This window comes from Butyrivibrio sp. AE3009, assembly GCF_000420845.1.
Taxonomy (GTDB): domain Bacteria; phylum Bacillota; class Clostridia; order Lachnospirales; family Lachnospiraceae; genus Butyrivibrio.
In genome coordinates, this window is sequence record NZ_ATVS01000001.1 from 63,617 (window position 1) to 80,129 (window position 16,513).

The following is a 16,513-nucleotide window of genomic DNA, read 5'->3' on the forward strand; positions in this document are numbered from 1 at the left end:
TATGATGTATGGTGTCAAAAGTACCTTTTGACACCATATGATATACGGATTGCTAAGCATATAGCATAATCACAATCCAAGCTCTGAAGGCTGTGAAACCTTACCTGTTACTGCGCTGGCAGCTGCAACCGCAGGGGATGCAAGGTAGATCTCCGAATCAATGGCCCCCATTCTTCCAACAAAGTTTCTGTTGGTGGTGGATACGCATCTCTCTCCTGATGCCAGAACGCCCATATAACCTCCAAGGCAAGGTCCGCATGTAGGAGTTGAAACTATGGCGCCGGCCTCAATGAAGATCTTAAGAAGCCCCTCTTCCATAGCATGTAAATAAATCTTCTGAGTTGCAGGGATGATGATACATCTGACTCCCTCAGCCACATGATGGTCTGTAAGAACCTCAGCTGCGATTCTCAGATCATCGATACGCCCATTGGTACAGGATCCGATCACAACCTGATCAATCTTAATATCATCAATATTGTCAAAGGTATGCGTATTCTCGGGAAGATGAGGGAATGCGACCGTTGACTTAAGTGTACTAAGGTCAATGGTGTACTCTTCATCATATACCGCATCGGGATCTGCTTCATATACAGTGAATTCCCTATTAGGAGCATGCTCCTTCATATAAGCCTTAGCCACATCATCCACAGGGAAAATGCCGTTCTTGCCGCCGGCCTCGATAGCCATGTTGGCAATGGTGAATCTGTCATCCATTGAAAGGTTCTTAATGCCCTCTCCAACGAATTCCATGGATTTATAAAGCGCTCCGTCAACACCGATCATTCCGATTATATGAAGGATAACATCTTTGCCGCTGACCCATTTGGAGGGCTTACCTACAATGTTGAACCTGATGGCGGAAGGAACCTTGAACCAGGCCTTACCTGTTGCCATTCCGGCTGCCATATCAGTGGATCCGATACCGGTGGAGAAAGCACCAAGGGCGCCATAAGTACAGGTATGGGAATCTGCTCCGATTATCAGATCTCCTGCCACCGTAAGTCCCTGCTCAGGCAAAAGAGCGTGCTCGATACCCATCTGACCAACTTCGAAATAGTTGGTGATCTTGTTGCGCATAGCGAACTCTCTTACACACTTGCAGTTCTCAGCAGACTTTATATCCTTGTTAGGTACAAAGTGGTCAGGTACAAGGGCAATCTTGTCCTTGTCAAAAACCCCTTCTTTGTTGAACTTCTTCATCTCGTTAATTGCAACAGGACTGGTAATATCGTTGCCAAGCACCAGGTCCAAATTAGCTTCTATAAGCTGTCCTGCCTCGACCTTCTCAAGTCCTGCATGGGCTGCCAGTATCTTCTGGCTCATAGTCATTCCACTCATACCTTATCTCCTTAATTTATATCAAATATTTATCTGTAAATATAACATAGCAAAAAGAGATTTATAACATAACAAATTTAATCGTTTTTCTTGATGTTTTTTATTGCCGCTGCGATATATATTGCAAAAATTAAAATCCCAAATAAGCTTATGCCCAGTCCTGCCTTGAATCCTTCAGGCTCGTAGTCCACCCTGATCTCATGGATTCCGCCGGACACAGGGATTGCCATAAGACCGTAATCCGCTGTTATTATAGGCGTCTCAACTCCGTCCACCTTACAGGAAAATCCCTCTGTACAGGGAACAGAGAAAAATACAAGAGTGTTGTCTTTTATCATTGAAGTCCTGGCAGTAAAGCCGTAGGTATCAGTCTCAAAGCTCTGACAGGAGGTTGTCGCTCTGTCACTGCATTCCTTAGCAAAACTGTTATAATCAAGTTCATCTGCCTTAAGATCCCCGGAAGTAAGCTCGGTCATAGCCAGCTTCCCGCTGTATTCATCAGCTATATCATCGGGAATGATAAGAACCCTCACCAGGTCATAATCATAATCCGCAGCCTTAAGTTTGTCCCACTCGGACTCCCTTATGTAATGTTCAAAGGTAAATCCCATGGGTATAAAGTTCAGGTTCTCAAAGATATCGAAACCATCCTGGTTATCAGCAAAATAGTAGCCGTCAGTACCCTCTCCGTTACTGTATACCCTGTTTTTACTGATTATTGCATTCTCAAAATAGTATCTCGCTGACAGAAGAGCTCTGGCGCCGGCTCTCGTAACAGGAATATTGGTCTCAACAGTTCTTGTTATTCCGCAGCTCCCTTTAAGGAAATCAAATATCTCCGAAGGAACCGTACTGAGGAAACAGTGTATCGAGGGCACTCCCCAGACCATATCGTAGTTGGTTGAAGTACTGTCAACCTCTCCTCTGCAGAACTGACTTTGATCCACATCCACCTTGTTAAAGAGCATCTGCTCCTGCCATTTCTCTTTGCCGCGATCGCTTATGATGGAGCTTCCGTTCTTAATCGGTATAAAGGTTGAGAGAATGCAGCTGGCAATAACAACTCCGAGAATCACTTTATCCCTGAGTCTTATAAGAGGTCTCTTTATCTCAATTCCTTCGATGTTCTTGAGCTTCTTGTTGCGGGGAAGTGCAAATACCACTCCGATCAAAAGAAGACTCAGGATAGCGGAACCTATCATGTCTCTTACAAATATCTTGTTGTTATCGGACATGTTGAAAAATACCACCTTGCCGTCATCGTTCTTGGAAGGAAGAAGGTATATCACAACAAATATAAGGAACATAGCTACCGCTACCAGCGCGCCCTTCTTGAGCTGAGGAGACTTGCCCCTCTCAAGGACCTGCGCAGTCATAAGGCACATCAGAAGAATCGGCATATAGTACCATCTAGCATAATATGCGCTGTTAAACATAGAAAAAGATGCATTGAACACGGGAACAAAAGCAAAGACAGCACACAGGATCAGCATGCTCTTTTCCCAATGTCTCTTCTTGTTAAGAAGGAAAAATGCCACTACGCCCGATATTCCAAACAGAGGAATATACGCAGCAAGAGATGCATTCTTAACAGTTCCTGTGTAAAAAAGTGTGCCTTTGCCGATGATGTCAGGAAGCATGGAAACGCTCTTAATTATATCCCAGATAAGCTTCTCGCTGGGATAGATCAGCATGTCGTAGCCGGTGATGAAATTATCAAGTCTTGAATTGCCCTGAACACCTGCGAAGGCCTGTAACAGGAAAAATGCCGCAATCATAACGCCAAGGACGCCGCCGGAAAGAGCTCTTAAGAACATCCTTCTGATATTAACAAAACTATTGCCCCTGAGGTATCTGATGCAGAAATAGATCAGCAAAAACAGTACCTGTCCGAAGAAGAAATAATAGTTAACAACGGACATGTACATGGTCATTATTACAAAAAATATAAATTTCCAGCCGGAAAGTCTGAACCTGCAGTGTCCTCCCTTGTCATCCACAGCCATAAGCTCTTCAAAGGCCATAAGAAACAGCGGGAAAAATGCCACTGAATCAGTAAAGTGGTTGAATACTATATTGCAGGCATTAAAACCGGAGAATGCAAAAAGGTAGCCGCCAATCATGGCATTGGTATATTTTCTTACATATCGCCTGATGTAGAGGTATGCGCAGGTCGCTGCAGATGCATACTTCATAGCCATGAGAAAAGGCATCAGGTAAGGGATTGCTGTTTCGGGAAATAGCGTTGTGATCCAAAAGAACGGACTTCCCCAGAGATAAAAGGCGAAATCACCGAACATGGTACCGCCAAGGTCCACATTCCAGTTCCAGAAAAACTCACCGCTTCTAACCGCCCTGTGAGCAAGGATATAGAAAGGAACCTGCTGGATATTGTAATCACCGTAATAGAAAAAGGGTAATCCTCTGGAAATAAAGATAGGAAGTACAGCAAGAATGTACATCACAAAAGAACTGGTAAACATGATCACAGGAACATACCATCTTTTCTCCGCGTTATCACTGCTCACCTTATAGTCCTTAAAACCAAAATCTGACATTTCATAATCTCCTCAAAAACAAATAGAGTGTCACTATACTATTGATATAATGACACTCTAATTAATTCTATTCTACTTAGAGGATATTTTCAAATACTTATCAGTTGTTGATAAGCTTATCTGACTCGTTGTTCCAGCTGTAGAGCTTACGGATCTCAGCACCAACCTGCTCAGCCGGATGCTCAGCAGCAAGCTTTCTCATAGCCTGGAAGTGTACCTGTCCGCCTGCCTCTGACATGTCGAGAAGGAACTCTTTTGCAAAGGTTCCATCCTGGATGTCGGAAAGGATCTTCTTCATTGTCTTCTTGGTCTCTTCTGTAACAAGCTTGGGTCCTGTGATGTAATCACCGTACTCAGCTGTGTTGGAGATTGAATATCTCATTCCTGCGAAACCTGACTGATAGATAAGGTCTACGATGAGCTTCATCTCATGTACGCACTCGAAGTATGCGTTTCTGGGATCGTAACCTGCCTCAACAAGAGTCTCGAAGCCTGCCTGCATAAGTGCGCAAACACCGCCGCAAAGAACAGCCTGCTCACCGAAGAGGTCAGTCTCTGTCTCTGTTCTGAAGGTTGTCTCAAGGATACCTGCTCTTGCTCCGCCGATACCTGCGCCATAAGCCAGGGCAAGATCAAGTGCCTTACCTGTAGCATCCTGCTCAACAGCTACAAGACAAGGAGTTCCCTTACCTGCCTGGTACTCGGAACGAACTGTGTGTCCGGGAGCCTTAGGAGCGATCATAGCTACGTCAACATCCTTGGGAGCCTTGATAAGTCCGAAGTGTACGTTGAAGCCGTGAGCGAACATAAGCATGTTGCCAGGCTGAAGGTTGGGCTCGATGTCCTCTTTGTACATCTTGGCCTGCTTCTCATCGTTGATAAGGATCATGATGATATCTGCCATCTTGGCAGCCTCTTTTGTATTGTAAACCTTGAGTCCCTGAGCCTCAGCCTTAGCCTTGCTCTTGGAGCCCTCGTAAAGACCGATAACAACGTTGCAGCCTGAATCCTTCAGGTTAAGTGCATGAGCATGTCCCTGTGAACCATAACCGATAATAGCAATAGTCTTACCCTCTAAGAGTGATAAGTTACAATCTTCCTGGTAAAAAATACGTGCATCCTGTGACATTTTGTTTTCCTCCATATCTTTTTTCTTAATATTCCTATAGTCTTTGGCAAAAGCTATATATATCAATTTTGAACTAACAAAATTAACATCTAAGTTATTCGTCGAGGTAGATTACCTTGTCTGTACCTCTTCCGAGACCTGCAATACCGGTTCTGGCAAGTTCTAAGATCTCATAGCCCTCAAGAAGCTTAAGGAAAGCGTCTATCTTGGACTGGTTGCCGGTGATCTCGATAATAAGTGAATCGGGGCTGACATCTACGATGTTGCCTCTGAAAATATTGGCAGTTGCAAGGATTGACTGTCTCTTGTCCGCCTCAGCCCTAACCTTGACCATCGCCAGTTCTCTGTAGACCGAATCCTCCGGAAGGAGCTCATGTATATCTCTTACATCCACAAGCTTGGCAACCTGTTTCTCAATCTGATCCAGGATAATGTCATCTCCCGAAGCCACAATTGTGATTCTGGTGAACCTAGGATCCGCCGTAACTCCCGCTGTAATGCTCTCGATGTTGTATCCTCGTCTGGAAAACAGACCTGAGATTCTGGAAAGAACACCGGAGGTATTATCAACCAGAAGCTGAAATACTTTTTTCTGCATTTTACTCTCCTCAAAATCTACTGAATCTCCCTTGTTTGCTTGCGCCTTTAGCACTTTAAAGTACTAATTTCTAGTTTCGTTAATTATCGTTATATCGATATATATTCGGTAGATTTTTAAATTATTTTGCACTGATTACTCTAAATTATAGCACTGTATACAATCATGTCAACAACTTTTTGTTTTCCACTTTAAACCATTGAAGTATAGCTTGCTACAGTCCTCCTTCATGCAACAGCTTCACATACTCCTCATAGCTGATCCTCACTCCGCCCATACTCTCCAGATGATCCGTATGGAACTGGCAGTCTATCATCACATAGCCATGCTCTGCCAGAATCCGTGCCAGCGAAATGAGGGCAATCTTGGAGCCGTTCTCCATATCTGAGAACATACTCTCTCCAAAAAAGCATTTTCCAAGACTTACACCATACAGTCCTCCCGCCAGTTCGCCGTCAATATAGGCTTCCACTGCCAGGGCCAGATTTCTATCCGCAAGCCTCTTATATGCAGCCTCCATGTCATCATTTATCCAGGTTCCTTCCTCAAATTCACGTTTAAGTCTGCATCTGTGCATGGTATCTGCGAAGTCCCTGTTTAACTTGACGGATAAACTATGCTTACGGGCAAACTTCCGCATGGAATGGGACACATGAATCTCGGTAGGTCTTATGATAAATCTCTCTTTGGGACACCACCACAAAATAGGTGACTTGTCATACCAGGGAAAAATGCCGTTACTGTAGGCCAGGATCAGTCTCTCCACCGACAGATCTCCGCCCACGGCAAGAAGCCCGTCGTCATCGGCAAGCTCAGGCATGGGAAAAAATATATCGTTGTCATCAAGTCTGTAAACAGCCATATCTAAACCTCTTTTAGAAGAAAGACCCGCCAGTCCTGAAACTGACGGGTCCTATAATCATTAAACCTAAATCAAAACGATCAGAAATCAACCTCTGTATCGTAGTAGCAGCACTTAAGGAGCTTCTCCATCTCTTCCTGGCTGGGCTGACGAGGATTGGATCCTGTGCAGGCGTCAAGAATAGCATTGGCTGCGATATCATGGAGTCTCTCAAGGAATACATCCTCAGCAACGAAGCCTGTCTCTGCAGGAAGTCCGTCTGCACCGTACTTGTTGATGCTGTGAGGAATATTCAGGTCATCATTCATCTTGCGGAGATACTCGATAAGAAGCTTAACCTTCTCGTCGTCGTTTGATCCGCCAAGATGCATGTAATCAGCGATTACACCGTAGCGCTTCTTGGCTGTCTCGTCCTTGGCATTGAAGGCGATAACCTTAGGAAGGTACATAGCGTTAGCTGCGCCGTGGATGATATGTGCACCCTTATCAGCAAAAGCAGCACCTGTCTTGTGAGCCATTGAATGAACGATTCCAAGGAGTGCGTTGGAGAAGGCCATTCCTGCAAGGCACTGTGCGTTGTGCATCAAGTCTCTTGACTCCAGGTCTCCCTTATAGGATTTAACCAGATTAGCCTGGATCATCTCGATTGCGTGAATTGCAAGACCATCTGTGTAATCACAGTTAGCTGTTGAAACATAAGCCTCAATGGCATGTGTGATGGCATCCATACCGGTATGGGCAACCAGCTTGACTGGCATTGTATGTGTGAGCTCAGGGTCTACGATAGCCACATCGGGAGTGATCTCGAAATCAGCTATAGGATATTTGATTCCCTTTGCATAGTCTGTGATGATTGAGAAAGCTGTAACCTCGGTAGCTGTTCCCGAAGTAGAAGGAATAGCGCAGAAATGAGCCTTGGTACGAAGCTTGGGAAGTCCGAATACCTTGCACATATCCTCAAATGTGGTCTCAGGATACTCGTACTTGATCCACATAGCCTTGGCTGCATCGATGGGTGATCCTCCGCCGATTGCAACAATCCAGTCAGGCTGGAACTTCTGCATGGCCTCAGCGCCCTTCATAACAGTCTCAACTGAAGGATCAGGCTCGATTCCCTCAAACAACTCAACTTCCATACCCGCTTCCTTAAGGTAGTCTTCTACCTTCTGAAGGAATCCACCTTTTTTCATGGAGCTTCCGCCAACACATACGATGGCTTTCTTTCCCTCAAGAGTCTTCAAGGCTTCAAGAGCTCCTTTTCCGTGATAAATATCCCTTGGTAGTGTAAAACGTGCCATAAAGAAAAACCTCCTTAAATATAATTTATTGAATAATTAGTAACCCAATATCAATTATACAGTCAGAAGGCTTTTTAATCTATTAAATTCTGAAAATATTCAGACAATAATTCGGATATTTACTGAAAAATCCGTAGCAGAAATCAGTTGAATAAGTAATGTCCGTCAACATAGACGTGTTCAATGTCACTGTCATCGCTGCTGTTATAGCGAATAGTCAAACTATCAATGTATAAAACACCGTTTTCAAGCTGTATTGGCTCCTTAACAAGCTCAGCAAGATCGTCGGAATCCGCATCCATCTTGCCCAGTTCCTCAAGCCGGGATATCTTATCGGACAGGTCTATATAACCAAAGCGAACCGGTTCATAGGCAGAAGATTCAAGCGGAATTTTGTTCGGAACGATATCTTCATACACCCTTGTGTGAATATTCGAAAAGTGGGCGTACCCTTCAGTATCATATATGTCTCTATAATATTTTGCACAAATATCAATATAACGCTGGTTTTCTGCTTCATAACCGGACTTATCTGCATAGTCCGATAATGCTTCCATTATCTTATCCGAATTATAGGTCCGATAATACTTATCAAGATACCTTTGACCTTCTACGCTGCAGTCATCTTTGATCGTATTGTATGAAGACTTGGCCCTGTTGGCAATTTCCTTGGTCACAGCCCCGCCGGAATTTACCTGCGTCATAAACTGTTCCAGCACCTTTTTCTGAGATCTTGTAACCACAGAGTAAACATTAATCGCCGGTACAAGATAAAAGACCAAAACAAAGATAAGCACCACAGGAAACAGAACTCCTCCAAGCCCCTTTTTCCTACAAAAACATACTGCATAATAAATCTCATATAATACTTCGAACACGATAAGCATTATGCCCAGATACCTGCTCATGGTCATTCCGTACTGTGATACTCTCATACTGATGCACATGATCTGAACCACTATGAAAGGTATAAACAAAAATGGAAAGACCCTTAGAGCCGTATAAAGTCTTCCTTCGGTAAAGCCCTGAGCCGCCGTCCAGATAAACAGTCCACAGCCAAAAAGAGCAGCCATAATGGAATATACCTGATTGGAGGGAAACGTCCATGTGACAATTATCTTAACTATATAAGCATAAACTATAACAAATGCCACCGCTAAAAGGGATGTGAGCACATATCCGAAAAAGACTTTAGAAAACTTGGACAGATCCTCCTCAAACCTGGAAAAGCCGATAATATAAGCGGGATACGCAATAGTCCCGGTGATCAGCCACCCCAGAAAACTCTCAACATAAATTCTAAAAAACAAAGCTTCAAACACCCAAATCATGCACAGCATTCCAAGCAGCATGACTCCATAAACAAGAGAAGCTTTCATCGTACCGAGAAATGCTTTTACCAGGTAATTCTCAAATTCTTCCCCTGACTTTTTGTACATAAAGAAAAAGGAACTGACACCGCATACAGCCAGATAGACATAGAATACACGTTCAAAGTAATCGGGAAAATACCCGAGAAGTGTCTTATCATAAGCAGATAAATATACCTCCATCCAACCGTAGATTCCGGAAATGGCAAGCCCGATCAGACTGACAATAATATAAACAAAAGACTTGTTGATCTCCTTAAGGGATGAGATCTTACCTATGCTCTTTTTATATGCAAAATTGCACTCGCATACCAAAAAAGCCGGTGTGATAACAAATAATAATATGGATAAAAACTTGGCAAAATTTGCTATGACATTACCAAAATAGATACTGAGACTAAAGAATTCATCAAGAATTCCATAAGACAATGCAGCAAGAAAAAAACAACAAACAGAAACAGGATGCTCTTTGAGAACTTCCTTGGCGCTTCCTTTTACTTTATTTAACCACAACATACTTTTTTCAAATCCCCTTTATTACTGTTCTTTACATTTTGTGAGAGCCACCGTTCCGGTGCGGGCAATCTCAACAATACTTACACTCTTTAGCATCTCGATAAAAAGCTCAATGCGGTCGGAGGTATCGCAGATCTGGATGATCATCATGTTCTTGGACATGTCCACGATCTGAGCATGCATGATCTCGCAGTTCTCCATGATATCACGTCGGTTCTCCTTATTATACTTAACCTTCATAAGCATAAGCTCTCTGTTGATACTCATGCTCTCCTTGAAGGTCTTGACCTTGATGACATCAATCTTTTTGTTGAGCTGCTTCTCGATCTGCTCAATGGTCCTCTCATCACCGGAGGAAACAATCGTCATGCAGGATACGCTGTGATCCGCAGTCTCACCTACAACCAGTGAATCAATATTGAAATTTCTTCTTGAGAAAAGACCTGCTACCTTGGAAAGTACACCGGCTCTGTTTTCTACAAGAACGGAATATATTCTCTTCATACTCATTCCTCTTTCGGATATGTCAGAATTTTACAAGTTCCAAAGGGTCTACTCTAACTTCCATAAGGCAGGACTCGTCATCCTTAAAGAACTCCTTAAGCTCTGCGTCTATATCACTGTTGCCGTTAACCTTCATATAGCCCATTCCATAGGCGGCAGCTATAAGTGCCAGATCAGGATCGCCCTTGAGTTCTACCATGGAATAATTGTCATCATATGCATAATGCTGATGCTCTCTTACCATTCCAAGGAAGCCGTTCTTCATAACGATTATCTTGATGTTGATACCATACTGTCTCATGGTGGCAAGCTCCATCATGGACATCTGGAAGGCTCCGTCTCCGGTAACCGCAACGACCTGTTTCTTCTTATCTGCCAGCTTGGCTCCCATTGCTGCGGGAATTGAATAGCCCATGGTTCCCATTCCGCCTGAGGTTAAGAATCTTCCGTTTCTCACAAGGTGGTAAGCACAGGACCACATCTGATTCTGGCCTACATCTGCAACATAGATGGCATCATCTTCCATAGCATTGGACAGTCTTGTGATAAAGTCCTTGGGTTCCACATAATCACCCTGTCTTGGAATCCTGCAGGAAGCCATTTCCTTCTTGTAGCCATTTAACAGTTCCAGCCAGTCGTCATGATCATCGGCGTGATCGTCCTGCTCAAGGAAATCCTGGAATATATGCTTGATATCTCCTACAAGAGGAATTGTGGGTCCTACATTTTTACCAATCTCGGCGGGATCTACATCTATGTGAACCATTACCTTGTTCTCTGTTATAAGATCAGGTCTGTTCACTGCCCTGTCCGCAACTCTGGCTCCAACCATAAGCAGAAGATCCGATTCATTCATTGCCCTGTTGGCATAGGGCTGACCGTTATTACCCACCATGCCGAAGTAAAGAGGATGCTCAGAGGGCATTACTCCGATTCCCATCATTGTGGATACTACGGGAACATGATTGAGTTCTGCAAATTTTCTGATCTCTTCTGTGGCCTGGCTTAAATGAACGCCGCCTCCTACGCAGATAATGGGGCGTTTGGCATTTTCAACTTCCTTGATAACCTTTTTGATCTGAACTATATTGCCCTTGACTGTGGGCTTGTAGCTACGCATGGAGATAGACTCGGGATAGCTGAATTTCTCAGTAAGCTCTGCGTTCTGCACATCGAAAGGAATATCAATAAGTACAGGCCCCTTTCTGCCGGTTCCTGCAATGTAAAAAGCCTCCTTGATGATTCTGGGAATATCATTGACATCCCTTATAAGATAGCTGTATTTAACAAAAGACTCTACAGCACCGGTAATATCAGCCTCCTGGAACACATCACTTCCAATCATGTCGCTGTTAACCTGTCCTGTTATTGCAACAAGAGGAATACTGTCCGCATAGGCTGTTGCAATGCCGGTTATAAGGTTTGTGGCACCGGGGCCTGAAGTTACGGCGCACACGCCCACCTTGCCGCTGATTCGTGCAAAACCGCTGGCAAGATGCGCAGCGTTCTGCTCAGTCCTAACCAAAACTCTCTTGATATTGCTGTTTATCATCTGATTCCAGAAGGGATCAATGGCAACTCCCGAATATCCGAAGATTACTTCAGTTTTCTCTTTTTCAAGACATCTTACAATAGCCTCTGCACCTATCATAAAAATCCTCCGTATTGGCAAGCTCTATATTTTAGTCAATATTCAAAATACTTTTTATCACTCTTACGGCATCTGCAGCGTCGGATGAATAGCCGTCAGCGCCGATTTCCATTGCATAATCTCTGGTTACAACAGCACCACCTATTACTATTTTAGCATTAACTTTGTTCTCATGTGCATATTCCACCACATTTTTCATCTCCTTCATTGTGGTGGTCATAAGCGCTGACAGAGCGATAATGCTGGCGTCGTGCTCTTTTGCTGCCTTGACGATTTCTTCCTTTGGAACATCCTTGCCAAGATCAATTACGTTAAAGCCGTAGTTCTTAAGCATCAGAGCGACAAGGTTCTTACCAATATCATGAATGTCACCGTGTACCGTTGCTATTACAACCGTAGGGAGCTTGGGTGCTCCTTCGGAATCCTTCTGAAGAAGAGGTTCAAGATATCCTATGGACATCTTCATTGCTTCTGCGCCTGAGATCAGCTGTGGCAGGAAGTATTTGCCCTTATCAAATAGCTCTCCTACTTCGTTAATGGCCGGCATCAGCACGTCATTAAGGATTACCTTAGGCTCTATTCCGCTGTTAACAGCGTTCTCTGTATCTCTGACGATCGTTCTCTTATTACCGGTGAGAACATCTTTTTTAATAACTGCGAGAGTATCATTCTCAGTTGCAGCACCGGTTGCTTCTGATGATTTGGTACTGTCTGATGTAGAAAGGCTGGCTCCTGTCCAGGTACTGTCCTTGCCAGCCTTTACCTGAAGCGCCTTGAGAGCAGCTTCCTTCTGGGCATTTCTCTCTGCAACAAGCTGCATTCTCTCGATGTATCTGATGTCAGCTCCTTCTTTTCTCTTAAGAAGGTCGGAAGCAAAGGCTGCATTCCCCAACAGTTCCTGGGAAGGATTGGCTATGGCCATGGTAAGACCTCTGTCTATAGCCATGGTAAGGAACGCTGTATTAACACTCATTCTCTCCGGAAGTCCGAAGGATATGTTGGAGAGTCCGCAGATAGTGGCAAATCCGTTATCGTAACAATAATCTATGGTATCAAGTGTATTGATGGCTGCAGAAGGTTCCGCACCAACAGTGGCGACGAGACCGTCAACCACAATATCCTCTCTGCACATTCCAAGGTCATAGGCCATCCCGGAGAGCTCTTCGATGTTACCTATTTTCTCCGCTGCATCCTTGGGAAGTCCGTCGGGATTAAGTGGTAAAAGAATAAACATCGCGCCGTATTTTTGGGCAAGAGGAAGGAAGGTCTCAGCCTTACCTTTCTCCAGCGAAATGGAATTCATAAGTGCTCGTCCGGGGTAAATACGAAGAGCGGCCTCCATAACCTCTGCTGAACTGGTATCTATACACAGGGGCAGATCAGTGATGGACATAACCTCTTCCATTACCTTGAGCATCATTTCCTTCTCATCAATTCCGCTCATGCCTACGTTAATATCAAGTATTGATGCTCCTTCACTCTCCTGACTGGCTGCAAAATCGCAGACCATGTCAAGATTGCCTTCACGAAGCTGGGCCTGAAGTTTCTTCTTGCCAGTGGGGTTGATTCTCTCTCCCACGATCATAAAAGGATCATTCATTCCAAAGGAAAGGCTTCTTCTCTCAGAAGATAAATATCTTCTCCCCACCATCCTTCTGGGAATAGGATTGCCCTCATTATCTCTTATTTCCGCAGGATCAAGAGCTCCGTACTCAGCCTTAAGCCCCTTGATGTATTCGGGAGTTGTGCCGCAGCATCCACCTATTACAGATGCGCCTGCGTTAATAAGTCTTCTCATCTCTGCAGCAAAAGTATCAGCTTCCATGTCATAGCCGGTGGTTCCGTCAGGATTAACGGAAGGAAGTCCGGCATTGGGCTTGGCTATTATTGGAACAGTGGTAACAGCAGCCATATTCCTGATGATCTCTTCCATCTTGTCAGGACCTGTTGAACAGTTAGCACCAATGGCGCACGCCCCCAGTGCCTCAAGTGTTATTGCACTTGCCGCCGCATCTGATCCATAGAGTGTTCTGCCATCACCTTCAAAGGTAAGAGTAACCATTACAGCAAGGTCAGATACCTCCTTGGCTGCGATCAGAGCCGCTCTGCACTCCTGAAGGCTCATCATTGTTTCAACCACAAGCAGGTCGCAGCCCGCTTTTTCAAGGATCTGAATCTGCTCCTTGTATACGGAAATAAGTTCTTCGAAATCAAGGTCGCCTATAGGCCTTAACTGTCTGCCTGTCATGGTAAGGTCTCCCGCAACAAGCGCTTTTTCTCCTGCCGCTTCCTTAGCGAGGTTAACAAGCTCTGTGTTAATCTCTTCAATTTTGTCCCCAAGACCATAGTCCGCAAGCTTGATCCTATTTCCGGTAAATGTAGGGGCATAGAGAATATTCGTGCCGGCCTCAACATAAGCCTTCTGAAGATCACGCATCACATCTTTATGTTCAAGGATCCAGGCTTCAGGGCATACACCTGCAGGCATTCCCGCCTTCATTAGGTTCGTCCCCGTAGCTCCGTCCAAAAATACTACTCTTTTATTACAATAATCAAGAAATTCCTGTCTGTTCATACCTATTTCCTCTGCAAAACATACTGCATTCTAATATATAAGAAAAAAAGATTAATTTACAGACTGTATAATTAACCTTTTTTCACATTAATTACGCTACGATATAATTTGGGAAGTCCATAGAAGATTATTATGGACAATATCATCAATACTACCGGCTTAACAATTCCCGGAACAGGAGGAAACACTCCCCTGATTACTCCAAGATTAAGGATTGCCAAGATCAAAACATGGTAAAAATATATGTAGGAAGATGCTTCTCTTCCCATCTCAGATAAAAGACCACCTTTTTCAGAAAGCGACTCCGACAAAAGAAGTATTCCCATCACAATAAAAAACGAACCAATGAATATTTCCTTTTCCCCGATGATAAAAGTCTCGAAGCAACTGGACAAAATACCCGTGGACAAAAAGCATATGCCCGGAATCTTCCACAGATTAACTATCCTGTTATAGTCTTCTGTTGTCTTGTCCTTTTTAAGTCCTTCTACAATATCTCCCCACAGCACTCCCAGAAGTACGTAGGGAATACCGGTAAAAAACCAGCTTCGTAGCACATATGGGGTAGTAAGAGTAATGCCAAAAACTCTCACAATCTTAAAATCCTGCATCCAAGTAAAAATATGCAGCGCAAGAAGCAAAACAGCCATAACCGGCTTGTAACATTTCCTAAGAACAGGTGCCGCTGCTATGATCACTACCAGTACATAGATCCAGGCAAACAGATACCACATATGATCAAATACATAACTATCATCGTAGATCACTGTTCCGGTATTGAATATAAGGAATCGCTTGATAGAGCCGGGATTGAATCTGCCGGCAAACACCTCAGACAACTTAGCTCCCACAAGAACATGATATAAAACTGAATATAAAAGATAGACTGTATAGACTATGACTGTGATTCCAATCGTCTTTTTAAGTGAACGAAAAGCCCTGCTTCTTATCCCTCCTGTTGTATAGACTCCGGATAAAAGATACCTTCCGGACACAGCAAAGAAAAATGGCACCGCAAATCTCGCAATAGCCTTTACATACTGTCCGAAAGGATCAGGAAACCTTACATGGATCGTAATTACCGCAAGGCATGCTATTAATTTCATGGTATATAAAAACTTATTCTGATTCATACTATATCTTAATCATCTCCAATTGTTGAGAACTGCCCTGCCTCCTGAGTGGTAACGATAACATTGTCGCCCTCCGGGATCTCGCCATGAAGAACCTGCAGCATTACCTGCACACGACTGTTGGCTCTCTCATAATACTGCCTTGCCAGGTCCTCGTTCTCCTCGCTGAACTCACCGTCATAGGCAAGATGATAATATTCATTGGCACTCTGCATATAATCTGCAGCCTCTTTGGAGATCTCGGAAATTGAATCAAATTCCTCAGGAACATCTGTGGCAGCCATGATCTTATATGCCTCGTTCATCTGATCCATAATTAAAAGAAGCTGAGCAGGTGCATCCTCAGCCTCCGGATCAATGGTATTAATCTCCGAATTATAATAGGAAAGCTTGTTATAGAATGTGGTCATGTCCTCTTTGTATGCGGTAAGTTCTTTGGAATCTTTCTTGCCGCAGCCAAACAGCATGCACATAAGAAGTACTGTTACAACCAGTACCGAATATCTCTTCACTGAATTAAACAACAATTTATTCACCTTACTCCTCAAATCAATCTGAATACTTCGACGCAGCCTTAAGTCTGGTCAGGGCTCTTGCAAGACCTGCCTGGGACTTCTTGAATTCCTTGATGGACTGCTTCTGCTGAAGATGCTCCATGGCAAACTCGTAGGCCTCCTGAGCTCTTCTCTTATCAATATCTTCAGGCTTCTCCACGGTGTTGACGATAATAGTACATTTGTTATCCGTGGTGCACTGAAGTGATCCAAGGCTCACTACACCATAGATCCACTCGCCGCCCTTTTTCTTGATCTTGATGACTCCATCGCTGATGGCAAGGATCATCTCCTCGTGATTGGCAAGAACCGCGAGTTCTCCGTCCTCACAGGGAACGATGATCTCCTCAGCTTCATCATCAAAGAATATTCCGTTAACCGATATAACCTTAAGCCCGAAGGTTGGGGCCTTAACATCACTCAT

Annotated in this window: 13 protein-coding genes; all 13 read right to left on the reverse strand. The window is 44.0% G+C overall.

What is annotated here, in order from left to right; all coding sequences use genetic code 11:
• Positions 1-69 precede the first annotated feature (69 nt).
• Positions 70-1,341: a 3-isopropylmalate dehydratase large subunit gene (leuC, locus tag G588_RS0100260; protein WP_022776749.1), complete on the reverse strand. Its 1,272-nt coding sequence runs from the start codon at positions 1,339-1,341 to the stop codon at positions 70-72.
• A 77-nt stretch (positions 1,342-1,418) separates the two neighbouring features.
• Positions 1,419-3,899 carry a YfhO family protein gene (locus tag G588_RS0100265; protein ID WP_022776750.1) on the reverse strand — a complete coding sequence of 827 codons (2,481 nt, stop codon included), beginning with the start codon at positions 3,897-3,899 and terminating at the stop codon, positions 1,419-1,421.
• 100 nt (positions 3,900-3,999) lie between these two features.
• The gene (gene ilvC / locus G588_RS0100270) at positions 4,000-5,028 is read right to left on the reverse strand and encodes a ketol-acid reductoisomerase (RefSeq protein ID WP_022776751.1); all 1,029 of its coding nucleotides are present in this window, start codon (positions 5,026-5,028) and stop codon (positions 4,000-4,002) included.
• A 94-nt stretch (positions 5,029-5,122) separates the two neighbouring features.
• A complete protein-coding gene (gene ilvN / locus G588_RS0100275; protein ID WP_022776752.1) occupies positions 5,123-5,626 on the reverse strand; it encodes an acetolactate synthase small subunit in 504 nt (167 codons plus the stop codon).
• Positions 5,627-5,840: 214 nt separating this feature from the next.
• On the reverse strand, positions 5,841-6,488 hold the full coding sequence (gene aat, locus G588_RS0100280) for a leucyl/phenylalanyl-tRNA--protein transferase (protein ID WP_022776753.1): 648 nt from the start codon (positions 6,486-6,488) through the stop codon (positions 5,841-5,843).
• Between the two features lie 80 nt (positions 6,489-6,568).
• On the reverse strand, positions 6,569-7,786 hold the full coding sequence (locus G588_RS0100285; protein ID WP_022776754.1) for an iron-containing alcohol dehydrogenase: 1,218 nt from the start codon (positions 7,784-7,786) through the stop codon (positions 6,569-6,571).
• Positions 7,787-7,929: 143 nt separating this feature from the next.
• Positions 7,930-9,672: a DUF4153 domain-containing protein gene (locus tag G588_RS0100290; protein ID WP_022776755.1), complete on the reverse strand. Its 1,743-nt coding sequence runs from the start codon at positions 9,670-9,672 to the stop codon at positions 7,930-7,932.
• Between the two features lie 21 nt (positions 9,673-9,693).
• Positions 9,694-10,176, reverse strand: a complete 483-nt coding sequence (gene ilvN / locus G588_RS0100295; RefSeq protein WP_022776756.1) for an acetolactate synthase small subunit — start codon at positions 10,174-10,176, stop codon at positions 9,694-9,696.
• Between the two features lie 22 nt (positions 10,177-10,198).
• On the reverse strand, positions 10,199-11,827 hold the full coding sequence (ilvB, locus tag G588_RS0100300; protein ID WP_022776757.1) for a biosynthetic-type acetolactate synthase large subunit: 1,629 nt from the start codon (positions 11,825-11,827) through the stop codon (positions 10,199-10,201).
• A 31-nt stretch (positions 11,828-11,858) separates the two neighbouring features.
• Positions 11,859-14,402: a homocysteine S-methyltransferase family protein gene (locus tag G588_RS0100305; protein WP_022776758.1), complete on the reverse strand. Its 2,544-nt coding sequence runs from the start codon at positions 14,400-14,402 to the stop codon at positions 11,859-11,861.
• 71 nt (positions 14,403-14,473) lie between these two features.
• A complete protein-coding gene (locus tag G588_RS0100310; protein WP_196804915.1) occupies positions 14,474-15,508 on the reverse strand; it encodes an acyltransferase family protein in 1,035 nt (344 codons plus the stop codon).
• Between the two features lie 35 nt (positions 15,509-15,543).
• Positions 15,544-16,047, reverse strand: a complete 504-nt coding sequence (locus G588_RS0100315; protein ID WP_196804916.1) for a hypothetical protein — start codon at positions 16,045-16,047, stop codon at positions 15,544-15,546.
• Positions 16,048-16,084: 37 nt separating this feature from the next.
• Positions 16,085-16,513: an ATP synthase F1 subunit epsilon gene (atpC, locus tag G588_RS0100320; protein ID WP_022776761.1), complete on the reverse strand. Its 429-nt coding sequence runs from the start codon at positions 16,511-16,513 to the stop codon at positions 16,085-16,087.